We start from the raw sequence: 14136 nt of genomic DNA, 5'->3' as shown, positions 1-14136 counted from the left end.
ACCCTCTCCTGAAGGATGGCTAGAAATCTTATTCTCTCTCCTCTGGGAGAGGGCTAGGGTGAGGGCAAGTTCATTAGTTTATAGCCAGATTCATTAACGCTTGGCAAACCGATGCAGCCAAATATAATCTTCGCCTTCAGGAGAACATTTACTCTGGATCAGGGTGTTGGAATAGTGGAGATTCTCACCAGAAAGGTCGGTGCGATAGCCAGAAGATGTCCATTCGCCGTAGGGATCATTGACAAAAAAACCATACGGGTCATAGCCGCGCACCACAATGATGTGACCAAAACTAGTGAAATTTCCGTGAATGATGCAAGGACGACCTTCGGCGATCGCCTTACGAATGTCAAACAAACTGCCTCGGTAGGTAAAGTCATCGATTAAGCCATAATCATACGCCGTCTGGGATAAGTCTTCGGGGTTGCCACGCACCAACCCCCGATCTTCCATGTGGGCATAGATTTCATCTTCCAGTTGCCCCACACCCGTTGAGCCTTTGATTTGAAAATACGCGATCACCATGGCCAAAGAGGTGACGTTGCAGGCTCCAGTCGGGTTGAGAGCATTGTCAAGCTGGCTTTTGTGCGGCACGTTAAGCTGCTTTGTGCGAGGTAGCCCACCCGACGGAGGTGGCGGTTGATCGATCGCAATAGTCTGGGGTTGCTGATTGATAAACTGCATGTGGGGCGCATAGACATACCAAGTGTTCCGAGGTGGATCACCCAAAGAGCCAGACGCTAACGTGATTTTGAAATGGTTATTGTTGGCGGTTGCCCACGACTGGAGATTAAACACCTGCCCAGCGGCAACGGCCACTTTATACGGGGCTGTAACCTGTGAAGAATCGGCGGTAGACTGCTTGAAAATCGTGTTTTGAGTCACTTTTAGGCTGGCAGGCTTAATCAGTTGAATGTCTGGGATGTGAGCATACCAGGTGTTGCGCGGTGGATTGCCCAGAAAATCTTTCAGCAGTGCAATGCTGATGTGGTTTTGGTCAACTAGTTTCCAGGAGTGCACGTCAAAGCTTTTACCAGCGGCGATCGCAACTTTATCCTCGTCGGGAATTTGGGATGACTGTTCGGTTGTCTGCTTGAAAATGGTGCTTTGAGTCACTTTTAGCTGGATTGCCATCAACACTCTCCTAGTAAGTAGACAGACTTGATCAAATGTAAGATGATGCGAACTGCCCTCACCCTAAATCCCGCTTCCCTGGGGAGAGGGACTTTGAATCTTGCTCCCTTCTCCTGGGGGAGAAGAGTTGGCGAGAGCTTTGCGAGGAGGGTCTTCTAGGCAATTTGAGCAGCTTTTTCATCCTTAAGAGCCTTGTACTAAAAGTCCTATTTACGTTTTATTTGGTATACGCAGATCAGCAACCTAGAGGAAAAAACTCAGTTGCTAATTTTTGGTAGTGATAGGCTTTATTCTATGACTTCTAACCCCCCCTCTCAGCAACCGTTCTCTAATTCTGGAGACGCGCAAGCACAAGCGTCACAAGAACCGTTTGACTTGATGCAGCAAAGCGCGATCGAAGCGTCCTTTCCGATCGTCGGGGTTGCCGCATCTGCGGGAGGTTTGGAAGCTTTTACGCAGCTACTCAGCCATCTGCCCACTGATACGGGCATGGCGTTTGTGCTGATTCAGCATTTAGCGCCGGATCATGAGAGTTTATTAAGAGAGATCCTCAGCAGAGCGACGCAACTGCCAGTGCACCAGGTGGAAAACGACATGAAGGTGGAGCCAAACCAGGTCTATGTGATTCCGCCCAACACCAAGATGATTTTGTCTCAAGGGATGCTGCAACTGTCGCCTCGCGAGAAGGTGTTTGGCAAATATATGCCAGGAGATGCCTTTTTTGCTTCGTTGGCAGCCGATCGCGGGCATAAAGCGATCGCTGTCGTTTTATCAGGGTCAGATGGAGACGGTTCTCTGGGGCTGAAGGCGATCAAGGCAGCCGGGGGCGTAACGTTTGCCCAGTGTGAAAGCACCGCAAGATTCGACAGTATGCCTAACACCGCCGTTGCCACCGGGAATGTCGATTTTGTGTTGCCGCCCGAAAAGATTGCCGAAGAACTAGTGAATCTTAGTCGCAATCCCATGCTGGAGCGTCCACTGCCGCTAATCTCGACTGAGGAGTCGCCCCAACCAGGAGATGCCCTGGCGACGATTTTTGCGCTGCTACGATCGACCACAGGGGTTGATTTTAGCCACTATAAGCCCAACACGCTCGATCGTCGGATTCATCGACGAATGCTGTTATGTAAACTGGAACAGCCAGAGGACTATGCCGCATATCTGCAAGCAAATCCGGCTGAGATCACAGCCCTGTCTGAAGAAATCTTGATCCACGTCACCAGCTTTTTTCGCGATCCCGAAGCCTTTGAGTTGCTAAAAACGCAAGTCTTCCCCACGATCGTGCGAAATAAGTCGGCAGATTCTCCAATTCGGATTTGGGTCGCAGGCTGTTCGACGGGCGAGGAGGTCTATTCGATCGCCATTTGCCTGCTAGAGTTTTTGGCAGATCACGCCACTCAGCCGCCGATCCAGATTTTTGCGACCGATATCAGCGAGTCAGCGATCAACAAAGCGCGATCGGGCATTTATCAAGAAAATCAAATGGTGGAGGTTTCACCAGAGCGCCGCCGATTCTTTCATGCCCTTGAACACGGTGGCTGCCAAATCACCAAGGCAGTGCGAGAACTCTGCGTGTTTGCCCGTCAAAACTTGGGCAGCGATCCGCCGTTTTCTAATCTCGATCTAATTAGCTGCCGCAATGTCCTGATTTATTTGAGCGACTCGCTGCAAAAGCGGATCATGCCGATCTTCCATTACAGCCTTAACTCGACTGGCTTTTTGCTGCTCGGCACGTCAGAAAGCACGGGTCAATCTTCAGAATTGTTTACTTTAGTCGAGAGAAAGAGCAGAATTTATGCCAAGAAGCTAACCGCGACGCGTTCCACCTTTTCATTTACCCCCAGCCGCTATCCGATCGCTAGGGTGAGAGAGAGTCAGCCGATACAGGCTCCGACCGAAGGGTTTGATTTGCAGAAAAAGGTTGATCAACTGATCGCTAATCGCTACGCGCCGATCGGGGTCGTGATTGACAACCAGATGCAGGTGCTGCAACTGCGGGGAGACATCGATCGCTACCTAAAACTGGTTTCTGGAATCGCCAACTTCAACCTATTCAACCTAGTGCGTGATGGCTTGCTGGTCGAGCTACGTGCCGCCATTTATCAAGCGCAACGGCAAGAGATGCCAGTGATCAAGAACGGACTTCACCTAAAAGAGGGCGAGCAATCCAGAATGGTCAATCTTCAGGTGATTCCCTTTAAAGTTCCGACTGCTGAAGAATACCGCTTTTTAGTGCTGTTTGAAGACGCTCTACTAGCCAGTAGCCTTAGTCCTGTCGATCTAGAAAGCCAGCAGGGAGATTTAGAGCAGGAGAATGCGCGGCTGCGGCAGGAACTCGCCGCCGCAACTCAAGAACAATTAGCAACTCAGGAGTATTTGCAGGCAGTCATTCAAGAGCAGGAGTATGTGACTCAAGACCTCAAAGTTGCCAATGAAGAAATTTTGTCGAGCAATGAAGAACTGCAAAGCACGAACGAGGAGTTAGAAACTGCCAAAGAAGAAATTCAGGCAACCAACGAAGAACTTAACACCACTAACGAAGAACTTCGCAGCCGCAATTCAGAATTGCACCAGGTCAACAATGATCTGACCAATTTGCTTGCCAGCATTAACATCCCGATTTTGATGTTGACCCACGACTTACGAATTCGACGGTTTACGCCGATGGCGCAGCGGTTATTCAACTTCATTCCCACCGATGCTGGGCGACCCCTCAGCGATATCAGAGCCAATCTCAATGTTCCCGACCTAGAGCCATTGATGTTGGAGGTGCTAGAAACGCTCAACGTCAAGGAGCTAGACGTGCAGACTCAAGGCGGACATTGGTATACGCTCCGCATTCGCCCTTATCGCACCGCTCAAAACCAGATTGATGGCGTAGTGTTGGTGTTGCTCGATATTGATGCCCTCAAGCGCAGTGCGGCCACGCTAAAAGAAGCTCGGAACTATGCAGAAGCGATCGTAGAAACCGTGCAAGTTCCGCTACTCGTGCTGGAGTCTGACTTCCGGGTGAACCAAGCCAATCGATCGTTCTACGAAACGTTTGAGGTTGAGCCGAACGAAACCGCGCGATCGCTGATTTTCGATCTGGGCAACGGGCAGTGGAACCGACCCAGACTGCGATCGCTCCTAGAAGATATTTTTGCCAACAATACGATCTTGCAAAACTTCGAGGTCGAGCATAATTTTGAGCGAATTGGGCAGAAAACTATGCTGCTGAACGCGTTAAAGATGATTGAAGCCGGGGATACTCAACGGATCTTGCTGGCGATCGAAGACATCACCGATCGCAAGCAGTTTGAGATTGAGCGATCGCATCTGCTAACCCAAGAACAACTAGCCCGTCAAGAGGCGGAGGCTGCCAATCGCGCGAAAGACGAATTTTTATCCAACCTCTCGCATGAACTTCGCAACCCATTGAATGCGATGCTGGGCTGGGCGCAAATCCTCCGCACCCACAAGCTAGGCGAGGCAGCCGTCACCCGTGCCCTAGAAACGATCGAGCGGAGTGCTAGGGCACAATCTCAACTGATCGAAGACATGCTGGATATTTCACGAATCACCAGCGGCAAGCTGCACCTCAACTCGCATCGGGTTGATCTAGTTTTGGTCGTGAATGCCGCGATCTCGTCTATCCAACTCTCTGCCGAAGCGAAATCGATTCAAATCGTTTCGCAGCTAACTTCTGCAATGATCGTGGGCGATGTCGATCGATTACAGCAAGTGCTGTGGAATCTCCTTTCTAACGCCGTTAAATTTACGCCCACTGACGGACAAGTGGAAATCACATTAGAACCAGTGCAAACTCATGCCGAAATTCGAGTCAGTGATACTGGGCAAGGCATTCGAGCAGAGATATTGCCCTACGTGTTCGATCGCTTTCGTCAAGGCGATTCCAGCACGACTAAAGGTAAGCAGGGTTTGGGTTTAGGGTTGTCGATCGTCCGGCATATTGTGGAACTCCACGGCGGCACGGTGCAAGCAGAAAGCCCCGGCGAAGGGCAAGGAACCACGGTGATTGTGAGGCTGCCCCTGCGATCGATGCTGCCAGAGACACTGCCAAGTCAGCTAGAACCTACCGCGGAGGAATTGAATATCGTGAGCCAGACGGTGCCCTCTCTAGCAGGCTTATCGATTTTGGCGGTCGATGACGATGTAGATAGCCTCGACCTGATGAAATATATGTTGGAAGAAGAGGGGGCAGAAGTCACTGTGGTTACTTCGGTTAGGGAGGCGATCGCGGCTCTGACTGAAGCTCCTGGCAGATATGATGTGCTCTTAGCCGATATCGGGATGCCAGAAGAAGACGGGTTTTCTCTGATTCGTCAAGTGAGGCGGCTGGGTGCGGAAGCTGGGGGACAGATTCCGGCTGCGGCAATCACTGCCTATGTCAGCGATCGAGAGCAGCAAATGGCGATCGACGCTGGGTTTCAGACTCATATTGGAAAACCAATCGATTTAGCTCAACTGGTGTTGGCGATCGTGGATTTAACCCAATAGTTCACAGATGCCTCTAAAGGCGGACGGTAAAAGCAAAGTCTGCAAATATTATGAAAGGTAACAAGTCATTAAGGAATGTTACCAATGCAGACTAACAAAACGACTGACCTACCTTCTACTGCTAAAGAATATAATGGTGTCGATCGTAACGCTTTCCTTTTTGGTTTCAACCCTCAAGCCGAATTGTGGAACGGTCGTTTAGCCATGATCGGCTTTGTTGCTTACCTGTTATGGGACTTGTCAGGAGTTAGCGTTCTACGGGATCTTCTACACTTAGTTAACTAACATTAGAATTTTTTCATTGTCAGAAACAACGAAATTTTGTTCAAATAGTAAGCTCCTTTCCAACAATCTTTGGGAAGGGGCTTTTGTTGATTGCAGTCTTGCAAGACCGATCGATTTAGTTTAATTAACGTCAGTTCGGTGGGGGGTCGCTGCGTTGTCAGCGACTTCTGCCCCCTAAATCCCCCATTCTGGGGGACTTTGAACCGGAAATTTTGGCTTGAAGTCCCCCAATTTGGGGGACTTAGGGGGCGCGATGGACTCGTAACGAAGTCGTCGAGTTCACGTTCAAATAGAGTAAGAGGGTACGACATGTCGCCCCTACACCGTGCCTTCTTTGTAGGGGCATGGCACTCAATCAGATTGGTGTCAGACAGCAACTTCTCGCGAGGCAGTAACTTGGCTTGGAGATTGGACTTTGCCTAACAGATCGTGTAGTGTTGTGCCTTCAATCACTTCGGTTTCGAGCAGTTGAGACGCGATCGTTTCCAGCAATTCTTGATTTTGCCGCAGAATAGCGAGCGCATGTTCATGTGCTGTATCTACAATCTCTTTGACTTCGATATCGATCGCCTTTGCCGTGTCTTCGCTCACCATTCGTCTAGGGTTGGGCGCACTATCACCCAAAAACATTGCTTGTTGTCCTTGCTGATAGGCTAATGGGCCCAACACTTTACTCATGCCGTAAGTTGTCACCATTCGCTCGGCTAAGTCGGTTGCGCGTTGCAAATCGTTAGAAGCGCCCGTCGTGATGCTGCCAAAAATCACTTCTTCAGCCGATCGTCCCCCTAACAGCGTCGCAATCTGACCCCGCAATTCAGTTTCATTCAACAAGAAGCGATCTTCAGTGGGCAGTTGTAACGTGTAGCCTAGCGCTGCCATGCCTCGTGGCACGATCGAGATCTTTTCGACTCGACCACTTCCCGGCATTAATGCTCCAACTAAAGCATGACCAACTTCGTGATAGGCTACTATCTTTTTCTCGGTTTCGTTGAGCACGCGACTCTTCTTCTCAAGCCCAGCAACTACTCGCTCGATCGCTTCGGCAAAGTCTTCTTGAGCCACGGTCTGACGCTGATTTCGAGCCGCTAAAAGTGCAGCTTCGTTCACCAAGTTGGCAAGATCGGCTCCGGCAAAACCGGGTGTGCGAGTTGCGATCGCCCTGAGATCGACATCGGGGCCCAACTTCACTTTTTGAGCATGAATCTTGAGAATGGCATCACGACCCGCCAGATCAGGACGATCGACCAACACTTGACGATCAAACCGACCGGGACGCAAGAGCGCTGGGTCTAAAACTTCAGGACGGTTTGTTGCAGCTAAGACAATCACAGTGGCATCAGTTGCCGCAAATCCATCCATTTCTGTGAGCAGTTGATTGAGCGTTTGTTCTCGCTCATCATTCCCGCCATACATGCCGTTGCTGCTGCGAGATCTGCCGATCGCATCGAGTTCATCAATAAACACAATACAAGGAGCCTGCTTTTTCGCCTGCTCAAACAGATCGCGAACTCGTGAAGAACCCACACCCACAAACAGTTCTACAAATTCAGAACCCGAAATACTGAAGAATGGCACACCCGCTTCTCCCGCAACGGCCTTTGCTAAGAGCGTTTTTCCGGTTCCGGGCGGGCCGACTAACAATACGCCTTTGGGAATCCGAGCGCCGATCGCAATATAGCGTGCCGGAGTTTTAAGAAAATCAACAATCTCAACTAACTCGGTTTTCGCTTCTTCTACGCCTGCAACATCCGCAAACGTAATTTTTTCAGATTCACCTTCGACGTAGACTTTGGCTTTGCTTTTGCCGATCGACAGTGCGCCCTGTGGCCCACCTGCGCTCCGTGCTAGAAAGAACTGCCAAATCGCTACAAAAATCAGTGGTGGAATCACCCAACCGAGCAGACTCGTAAACCAGCCATTTCTAGAAGGTGGCGTTGCCGCAAACTCAACGCCTTTTTGTTCTAAAAGTTTGGGTAACTCTAAGTCAAAGATGGGAGTCGTTGTAAACACTTGCCCAGGAGTATCATTCTCCGTTTTCAGTTGATACTGAATCTGATTTTGACCGATCGCAGCTTGGTTGACTTCTCCTTCTTGCACTTGGTGAATGAACAGACTGTAGGGCACAGCCGGAACCTGAGCGCCAAACAAATTTGGCAAAAACAAGTTCACGAGGAGGAATACGCCCGATACGGCTAGTAGGATATTCGCGATTAAGCGAGGACGAGACGGGGTTGGTTTTTCTTTAATTGCCATAAGTGTCACGAATACTTCTGGCTTAACGTTAGAGTTTTGTAGCTTGAATTACAAGTTGACTAAAGGAAGGACTCGATCGTCCCTATAGAACAAGTAGATATCGAACTGATCACGCGATGTGCGACTAAGAACCCTCACCCCAAACCCCTCTCCCGCAGGAGAGGGGCTTTGAAGCGATTTCTAGTTCCCTCTCCTGCGGGAGAGGGCTAGGGTGAGGGCTGCTTTTGAGCGGTTTTAGGAAAGTCTCACATCGTCTACTCGTCATCTAAATCGTTTGATAAACTGACTCTAGACACTGGGCAGTAGAGCGGCGCGGAATCTTTTGAATGTTTTCTTTGATGGTGTCGAGATCAGTGTAGCGATCGGCAACGTTAATCAAACTGTCGCTGGTCATCGATCGCAAACTGACCACTTCAATCCGCACCCCTTGGTAACTCATGGCATTGACTGCATAAGTCAGATCGCCATCGCCACTCAATAACACGGCAGTATCGTAAGATTTAACCAACGACATCATATCGACCGCAATTTCAATGTCTAAGTTGGCTTTTGTGGAGCCATTGGGGAGGTGTACTAAATCTTTAGAGATGACGCGATAGCCATTGCGGCTCATCCACAGCAGAAAGCCCTGCTGCTTTTCGTTGCTGCGATCGACTCCAGTGTAAAAGAAGGAGCGCAGTAGACGAGAGTCTGCCGTTAAATAACGAAGTAGCTTAGTGTAATCAATTTCAATTTCTAGGTGCAGCGCGGCGTAGAACAGGTTAGATCCATCAATAAAAATGGCAACCCGACCGCGGTTTTCAAGACATTGCCTTGGTGAAAATATACTCTCAGATTCGTTGATGTAGTGCGACACAATTTGTATCCCTTACTTTGTTGTGAAAAGTGAATGTTTAATATCAATCTGATTTGTGAGTGTGACAGATCTGTATGAGGGCATGGCATACCTTGCCCCGTCGGATGGCATGCCATAGCCCCAGAGACGATCGCTTATGCTGGCATCAGCACAGTGTCAATGATGTGAATAACGCCATTATCAGCCGCAACATCGGCTGTTGTGACAGTCGAAGAATTGATTTTGACTCCATTAGTCGCGTCAATTTTCACCTCTGAACCTTCCACCGTTTTTGCTGATTTCAGCTTCACCACATCGGCCGCCATCACTTTGCCAGAGACAACGTGATAGGTCAAAATTTTCTTGAGCTTAGGGATGTCCTTGAGCAACCCGTCTACGGTGCCTGCTGGTAGTTTTGCGAACGCTTCATCACTGGGCGCAAACACAGTGAATGGGCCCGTGCCTTTAAGCGTCTCGACTAAGCCAGCCGCCTTCACCGCAGCCACTAGGGTATTGAAAGAACCCGCTTTAACAGCAGTATCAACAATGTCAGCCATCTTGTTTAGTCCCGTTTTAGAATGTCTGTGAACAACAAATAGCTTTACACCCTGCTGTTGAAGATCAGGTCTTAGTTAATGTCATAGTTGCTCGATCGTTGTATAAGTTGAGCTAAACCATTCAAAAGACATAGATGATGGGGTTGGGCTGCTTTCATTCATTTAGAAAAGGAATTTATGCCTGGACACGACATTATTGTGATTGGAACTTCGGCAGGTGGACTTAAAGCACTAGGCGCGATCGTGGGGGCGCTGCCTGCTGATATCGATGCTGTGCTTTTTATTGTTCAGCATCTCGCAGCCGATAAGCCCAGCCTTCTTCCTAAAATTCTTGCAGACGTGAGCGCTCTCCCGGCATCTCACCCGGCAGATGGAGAGTCAATTCAAAAAGGGCGAATCTATGTTGCGCCGCCCGATTATCACCTGTTGGTCAATCAAGGCGCGATGCGCGTAGTGCGCGGGCCTCAAGAAAACCGATTTCGACCCGCGATCGATGCGTTATTTCGTTCTGCCGCCCGTGCTTATGGTTCAAGAGTGGTGGGTGTAGTGCTGACTGGCTATCTAGATGATGGCACTGTGGGGCTACAGGCGGTCAAGAAACGGGGCGGAGTGGCGATCGTCCAAGACCCAAACGAGGCAGAATATCCCAGCATGGTCAAGAGTGCTTTGCGATATGTGAAGGTCGATCACTGCCTGCCGCTTGCAGAAATTCCAGACAGGCTAGTGCAGTTGTCGCAACTCGTCGCCGAGGAGGAACCCGCCGTGACTGAAGAAATTGAAGTCGAATCTAAGATTGCTGAGCAGGAGATGAATACCCAGGAGTTTCTAAAGAATGTAGAAGCGATCGGGACTCGGACGACTTACACCTGCCCTGAATGCAACGGCAGCATCTGGCAAATTGGCACAGAAGAGCCGTTGCGGTTTCGCTGTCACATCGGGCACTCTTTCACGGCTAATGTGTTTCTGTCAGAGCAAACTCAGAATATTGAAAATGCTTTGTGGTCGGCTGTTCGGGCCATGGAGGAGAAAGTCACGTTCTCGCGTCAAATGTCTGAGCGAATGAAAACCTACAATTTACAGAACGCGGCAACAAAATACGAAGATCACGCCAAAAGCCTGGATGATGAAGTGACACTCATTCGAGGCATCATTCTCGACGGCTTTGCTACAAAACGAACCATTGCTGAAGCAGAGGAAGAACCTTCTGAGTAAATTGACAAGTGGAACGGTCAGCTTTGCTGATGATTGTCAGGTCAGGTTGTGACTGATAGACAGGTGAAAGAACAAAAGGTGCGATCGAGCAGGTTGACACGACGGCTTGTAGCGTCGGCGCGATCGATCGCGATCGTCGGGGTCTACACGCTCAGTTGGCTGGCATTAGACCGAGCATCTCTGATCTTTGAAACCGCTCCAGAAGTTTCGTTGTTTTACCCACCGCCTGCGCTCAACTTTGTTCTGCTACAGGTGTTTGGCTTGCGCTATCTGCCAGCACTTTTTCTCACTTCGCTGATTGATGTTTGGTTTGTTCCCCCCATTAACATTCCTTGGTTTTATGGACTGATCTACGCGCTACTCACCGCTGGAGTTTATGGCGGCGCGAATGTTTTTCTCAGCCGTTGTCTACGAATTGATCCTAGCCTCAATCGGTTCCGAGATGTGCTGCGGTTTGTGCTCATCGCCACGCTGATTACACCGCTGGTGCTGGCTGTGCTGGCGGTGGCTAACCTGGCGATCGCAGGGACAGTTTCCTGGTCAGATTGGAAAATCTATACGCTGCATTTTTGGATCGGAGACAGCATTGGCATTGCATCTCTAGCCCCGTTTCTCTTGGTTTGCGTGGTGCCCTGGCTGCGATCAGTGATTTCACAGCGGCGATTTCGATTGCCTGATCTGACGCTACGGGTGTGGCTAGAACGAACCGCAGAAGCCAGCGCCCTGTTGCTGGGAATTTGGGTGGGGTTTGGGATACGCATCAATGGCAACCCCAGTTTTGCTTATGTTAGTTTTTTGCCCATGCTCTGGCTGACGGTGCGTTATGGGCTGCCCGCCGCCACGATCAGCATTTTGATGATCAATTCGGGGTTTGGTTATATAGAGTCTTTGCAATCACAAGCCCCTCAGCTAGGCTTCGATCTCGCAAAAGTCCAGTTCTATATGCTGACCATCTCCCAGACGGCTCTGCTGCTAGGCGCAATCATCACCAGACGGATGCAAGTTTATCACTGCATTCAACAAAAGGCGCGGCAGGAAGAATTACTCCATCACATCAGTCGATCGCTCAATTCTCAGCTTGAGCCAGACCGAGTGCTGCAAGAAATTGTGCGGCTGACCGGAGAAAACTTAAAGGTCGATCGAGCCGTGATTTGGCAGATTGGAGCAGAAAAGGTCGAAGTGGTTGAAGAGTGGCGAGTCACCCCGCAAGTTTGCTCCATGCTAGGAGGGAGCTTACCGTTATCAGAGTGGTTCGATCGCACTGACCCCGATGCCGATGTCTGGCAGCACGAGCCATTTCAGGCATTCAACTATGCCGATTGTTTTCGCTCCCAAACTCGGAGTGACTTGATCAAGCAATCGCAGACTCTTTCGATCGTTCGGGTGCCCATCCTGATCCACAACAAGTTCTATGGCACTCTGTCTCTACACACTACAACCGTTCACCGCACCTTTAGTCCCGATGAAATTCGCTTGCTAGAACAAATTTCTGAAAATGCAGCGATCGCGCTCCACAATGCTCACAGCTATCAAAACCTTGAGCAACTTGTCCACAAACGGACTCAAGCCTTTGAAGAGCAGCAGTTGATTGCAGAAGCTGCCAATTGTGCCAAGAGTGAGTTTTTGGCCAACATGAGTCACGAACTGAGAACGCCGTTGACCAGCATTCTGGGGTTTTCTAGCGTTTTGCTGAAACAGCTATTTGGTTCGCTGACCGACAAACAGCGACAATATCTCGAAACGATTTCTGCCTCTGGTCATCATCTGTTGAGTCTGATCAACGAGATTTTAGATCTCGCGAGAATTGAAGCAGGGCGAGAAGAACTAGAGCTAGAAACGATCTCAGTCACAGAAGTGTGTCAGTCTTGCTCAGACTTGATGCAAGAGCGGGCAGCCGATCGAGGTCTAGAACTCATCCTCATCCTTGGTTTAGATGTGACAACCTGCATTGCCGATAAACGCCGCTTGAAACAAATTTTGGTCAATCTGTTGTCAAACGCCATCAAATTTACTGAGTCGGGTTCGGTGACGCTGCGAGTCAGCCAATCTGGTGACGACATTGAGTTTGCCGTGAGCGACACTGGCATCGGCATTTCCCCATCAGACCAAGCGCTGCTGTTTCAACCCTTTCAGCAGATTGACAGCAAGCTCGATCGCAACTACGAGGGCACCGGATTGGGACTGGCGCTCTCTCAAAAACTGGCACAACTCCACGGCGGTGAGATTACGCTACGATCCAGCACCGAAGGCAGTTGCTTTACGCTACGCTTGCCACAGCCGCCGCTTTAAACAATCAGTTCGACAGAAATGGTTTGCCTGGTTGTGAATTCGAGAAGCCCCCTAAATCCCCCAAAACTGGGGGACTTTGAACCGGAATTTTGGCTTGAAGTCCCCCAGAATGGGGGATTTAGGGGGCAGAAGCCGCTGAGAACGAAGCGAAAAAACTCGTCGAACTGACGTTAACTTGAGAATCTTTGATAACCAAACGCTCTCAAGCCGTAATTTCGACTAGAGCGACCCTAGAAAATATCGTGGTATAAATCTCTAACTGAGCCTTTGGCAGCGCTTCAAACAAAAGCGTTTCTCCTGGAAAAATAACGCGCTCAAAGTACCAGTTTGAGATATTTATGATCCGGGGGACTTTAATCTTGTGAGTGTCATTGATGTAGCACAGAGAATGCGATCGGCACACTCAGTAGACAACCTATCTAGAATTTGAGTCATTGTATTGAATCTTGTAGAGCGACTTTAAATATCGTTTGTATAAAGACGTGTTCGTTTTCTAAACGGGCATGTCTTGATAGCAATGTCCACAACGCCAGTAAATCTGTCTTGAACGCACATGACGAAGTAGCACGTTTGAGCAGCAAGGATAAATATGTCTACTGAGCATAGCTCGACTCACTGTTATAGACATTCTCGGTTGACTGCAAATAGCTGTGACTCCACTTGACAAACTCATCTGATGCTTTGATAAAGCTTCCATCTGCGTAATTCTGAGTTGCTGAAGCAGCGAGGTGTTATCGCCCTCGATTTCCTGTTTGAGCCGCCATGAAGCCTCGTAAAGCTGTTGATTAGATCGATTCACCAAAAAGTGAGGCAATCCCTGCTCCAGCGATTTCATCAGGCGAGTCAATTTGAATACTTTTTTGGATGCCCATTGAGGTCTCTCTATTCGACAGAAATGATTATAAAGTATGACTGTTAAAGATCATGTTTGAGTCAATGTTTTAGTTGCGTATAAGTTATACAAATTCAACTAAAACATTCAAAAGTTGTAGAAAATGTTTAACTTCTCTATTCAGAAAGATACAAAAAAATTTAGCGGCTTTCTACTTTAGTAGAAAGCCGCTAAAGTAG

General features: G+C 49.2%; 9 protein-coding genes. 4 read left to right on the top strand and 5 right to left on the bottom strand.

Annotation, left to right across the window (positions count from 1 at the left end; genetic code table 11):
• Nucleotides 1-93: 93 nt before the first annotated feature.
• Complete coding sequence (locus C7B65_RS05845; protein WP_083582799.1) at nucleotides 94-1134, bottom strand: C39 family peptidase; 1041 nt, start codon at nucleotides 1132-1134, stop codon at nucleotides 94-96.
• Nucleotides 1135-1428: 294 nt separating this feature from the next.
• Between C7B65_RS05845 and C7B65_RS05840 the strand changes: the two genes are divergently transcribed.
• Both C7B65_RS05840 and C7B65_RS05835 read left to right on the top strand, forming a co-directional pair.
• The gene (locus tag C7B65_RS05840; RefSeq protein WP_083582798.1) at nucleotides 1429-5634 is read left to right on the top strand and encodes a chemotaxis protein CheB; all 4206 of its coding nucleotides are present in this window, start codon (nucleotides 1429-1431) and stop codon (nucleotides 5632-5634) included.
• A gap of 84 nt (nucleotides 5635-5718) precedes the next feature.
• Nucleotides 5719-5919: a chlorophyll a/b-binding protein gene (locus tag C7B65_RS05835; protein ID WP_073070641.1), complete on the top strand. Its 201-nt coding sequence runs from the start codon at nucleotides 5719-5721 to the stop codon at nucleotides 5917-5919.
• A 366-nt stretch (nucleotides 5920-6285) separates the two neighbouring features.
• Here the strand turns inward: C7B65_RS05835 and ftsH4 are convergent, their stop codons facing one another.
• The 3 genes from ftsH4 to C7B65_RS05815 form a co-directional block, all read right to left on the bottom strand.
• Nucleotides 6286-8172 carry an ATP-dependent zinc metalloprotease FtsH gene (gene ftsH4, locus C7B65_RS05825; RefSeq protein ID WP_073070639.1) on the bottom strand — a complete coding sequence of 629 codons (1887 nt, stop codon included), beginning with the start codon at nucleotides 8170-8172 and terminating at the stop codon, nucleotides 6286-6288.
• A 265-nt stretch (nucleotides 8173-8437) separates the two neighbouring features.
• Nucleotides 8438-9028 (bottom strand): LabA-like NYN domain-containing protein, encoded by a 591-nt coding sequence (locus C7B65_RS05820; RefSeq protein WP_181314341.1) that lies wholly within the window; start codon nucleotides 9026-9028, stop codon nucleotides 8438-8440.
• 134 nt (nucleotides 9029-9162) lie between these two features.
• Entirely contained in the window at nucleotides 9163-9564 is a 402-nt protein-coding gene (locus tag C7B65_RS05815) for a fasciclin domain-containing protein (protein WP_073070638.1), read from the bottom strand.
• Nucleotides 9565-9741: 177 nt separating this feature from the next.
• Between C7B65_RS05815 and C7B65_RS05810 the strand changes: the two genes are divergently transcribed.
• On the top strand, nucleotides 9742-10776 hold the full coding sequence (locus tag C7B65_RS05810) for a chemotaxis protein CheB (protein ID WP_073070637.1): 1035 nt from the start codon (nucleotides 9742-9744) through the stop codon (nucleotides 10774-10776).
• Between the two features lie 48 nt (nucleotides 10777-10824).
• Nucleotides 10825-13065 carry an ATP-binding protein gene (locus tag C7B65_RS05805; protein ID WP_181314340.1) on the top strand — a complete coding sequence of 747 codons (2241 nt, stop codon included), beginning with the start codon at nucleotides 10825-10827 and terminating at the stop codon, nucleotides 13063-13065.
• 202 nt (nucleotides 13066-13267) lie between these two features.
• Here C7B65_RS05805 and C7B65_RS05800 read toward each other — a convergent pair whose 3' ends face one another.
• Entirely contained in the window at nucleotides 13268-13468 is a 201-nt protein-coding gene (locus tag C7B65_RS05800) for a DUF1830 domain-containing protein (RefSeq protein WP_073070636.1), read from the bottom strand.
• Nucleotides 13469-14136 lie beyond the last annotated feature (668 nt).

The sequence above is a fragment of the Phormidesmis priestleyi ULC007 genome, from assembly GCF_003003695.1.
Classification (GTDB): domain Bacteria; phylum Cyanobacteriota; class Cyanobacteriia; order Leptolyngbyales; family Leptolyngbyaceae; genus Phormidesmis_A; species Phormidesmis_A priestleyi_A.
Note: the sequence above shows the minus strand (reverse complement) of the source record. Positions and strands in the feature narration are given on the sequence as shown.

Coding starts and splice junctions, on each gene's coding strand:
- C7B65_RS05845 (WP_083582799.1), bottom strand. CDS start 1,134: ATGGCAATCCAGCTAAAAGTGACTCAAAGCACCATTTTCAAGCAGACA.
- C7B65_RS05835 (WP_073070641.1), top strand. CDS start 5,719: ATGCAGACTAACAAAACGACTGACCTACCTTCTACTGCTAAAGAATAT.
- C7B65_RS05815 (WP_073070638.1), bottom strand. CDS start 9,564: ATGGCTGACATTGTTGATACTGCTGTTAAAGCGGGTTCTTTCAATACC.
- C7B65_RS05810 (WP_073070637.1), top strand. CDS start 9,742: ATGCCTGGACACGACATTATTGTGATTGGAACTTCGGCAGGTGGACTT.
- C7B65_RS05840 (WP_083582798.1), top strand. CDS start 1,429: ATGACTTCTAACCCCCCCTCTCAGCAACCGTTCTCTAATTCTGGAGAC.
- ftsH4 (WP_073070639.1), bottom strand. CDS start 8,172: ATGGCAATTAAAGAAAAACCAACCCCGTCTCGTCCTCGCTTAATCGCG.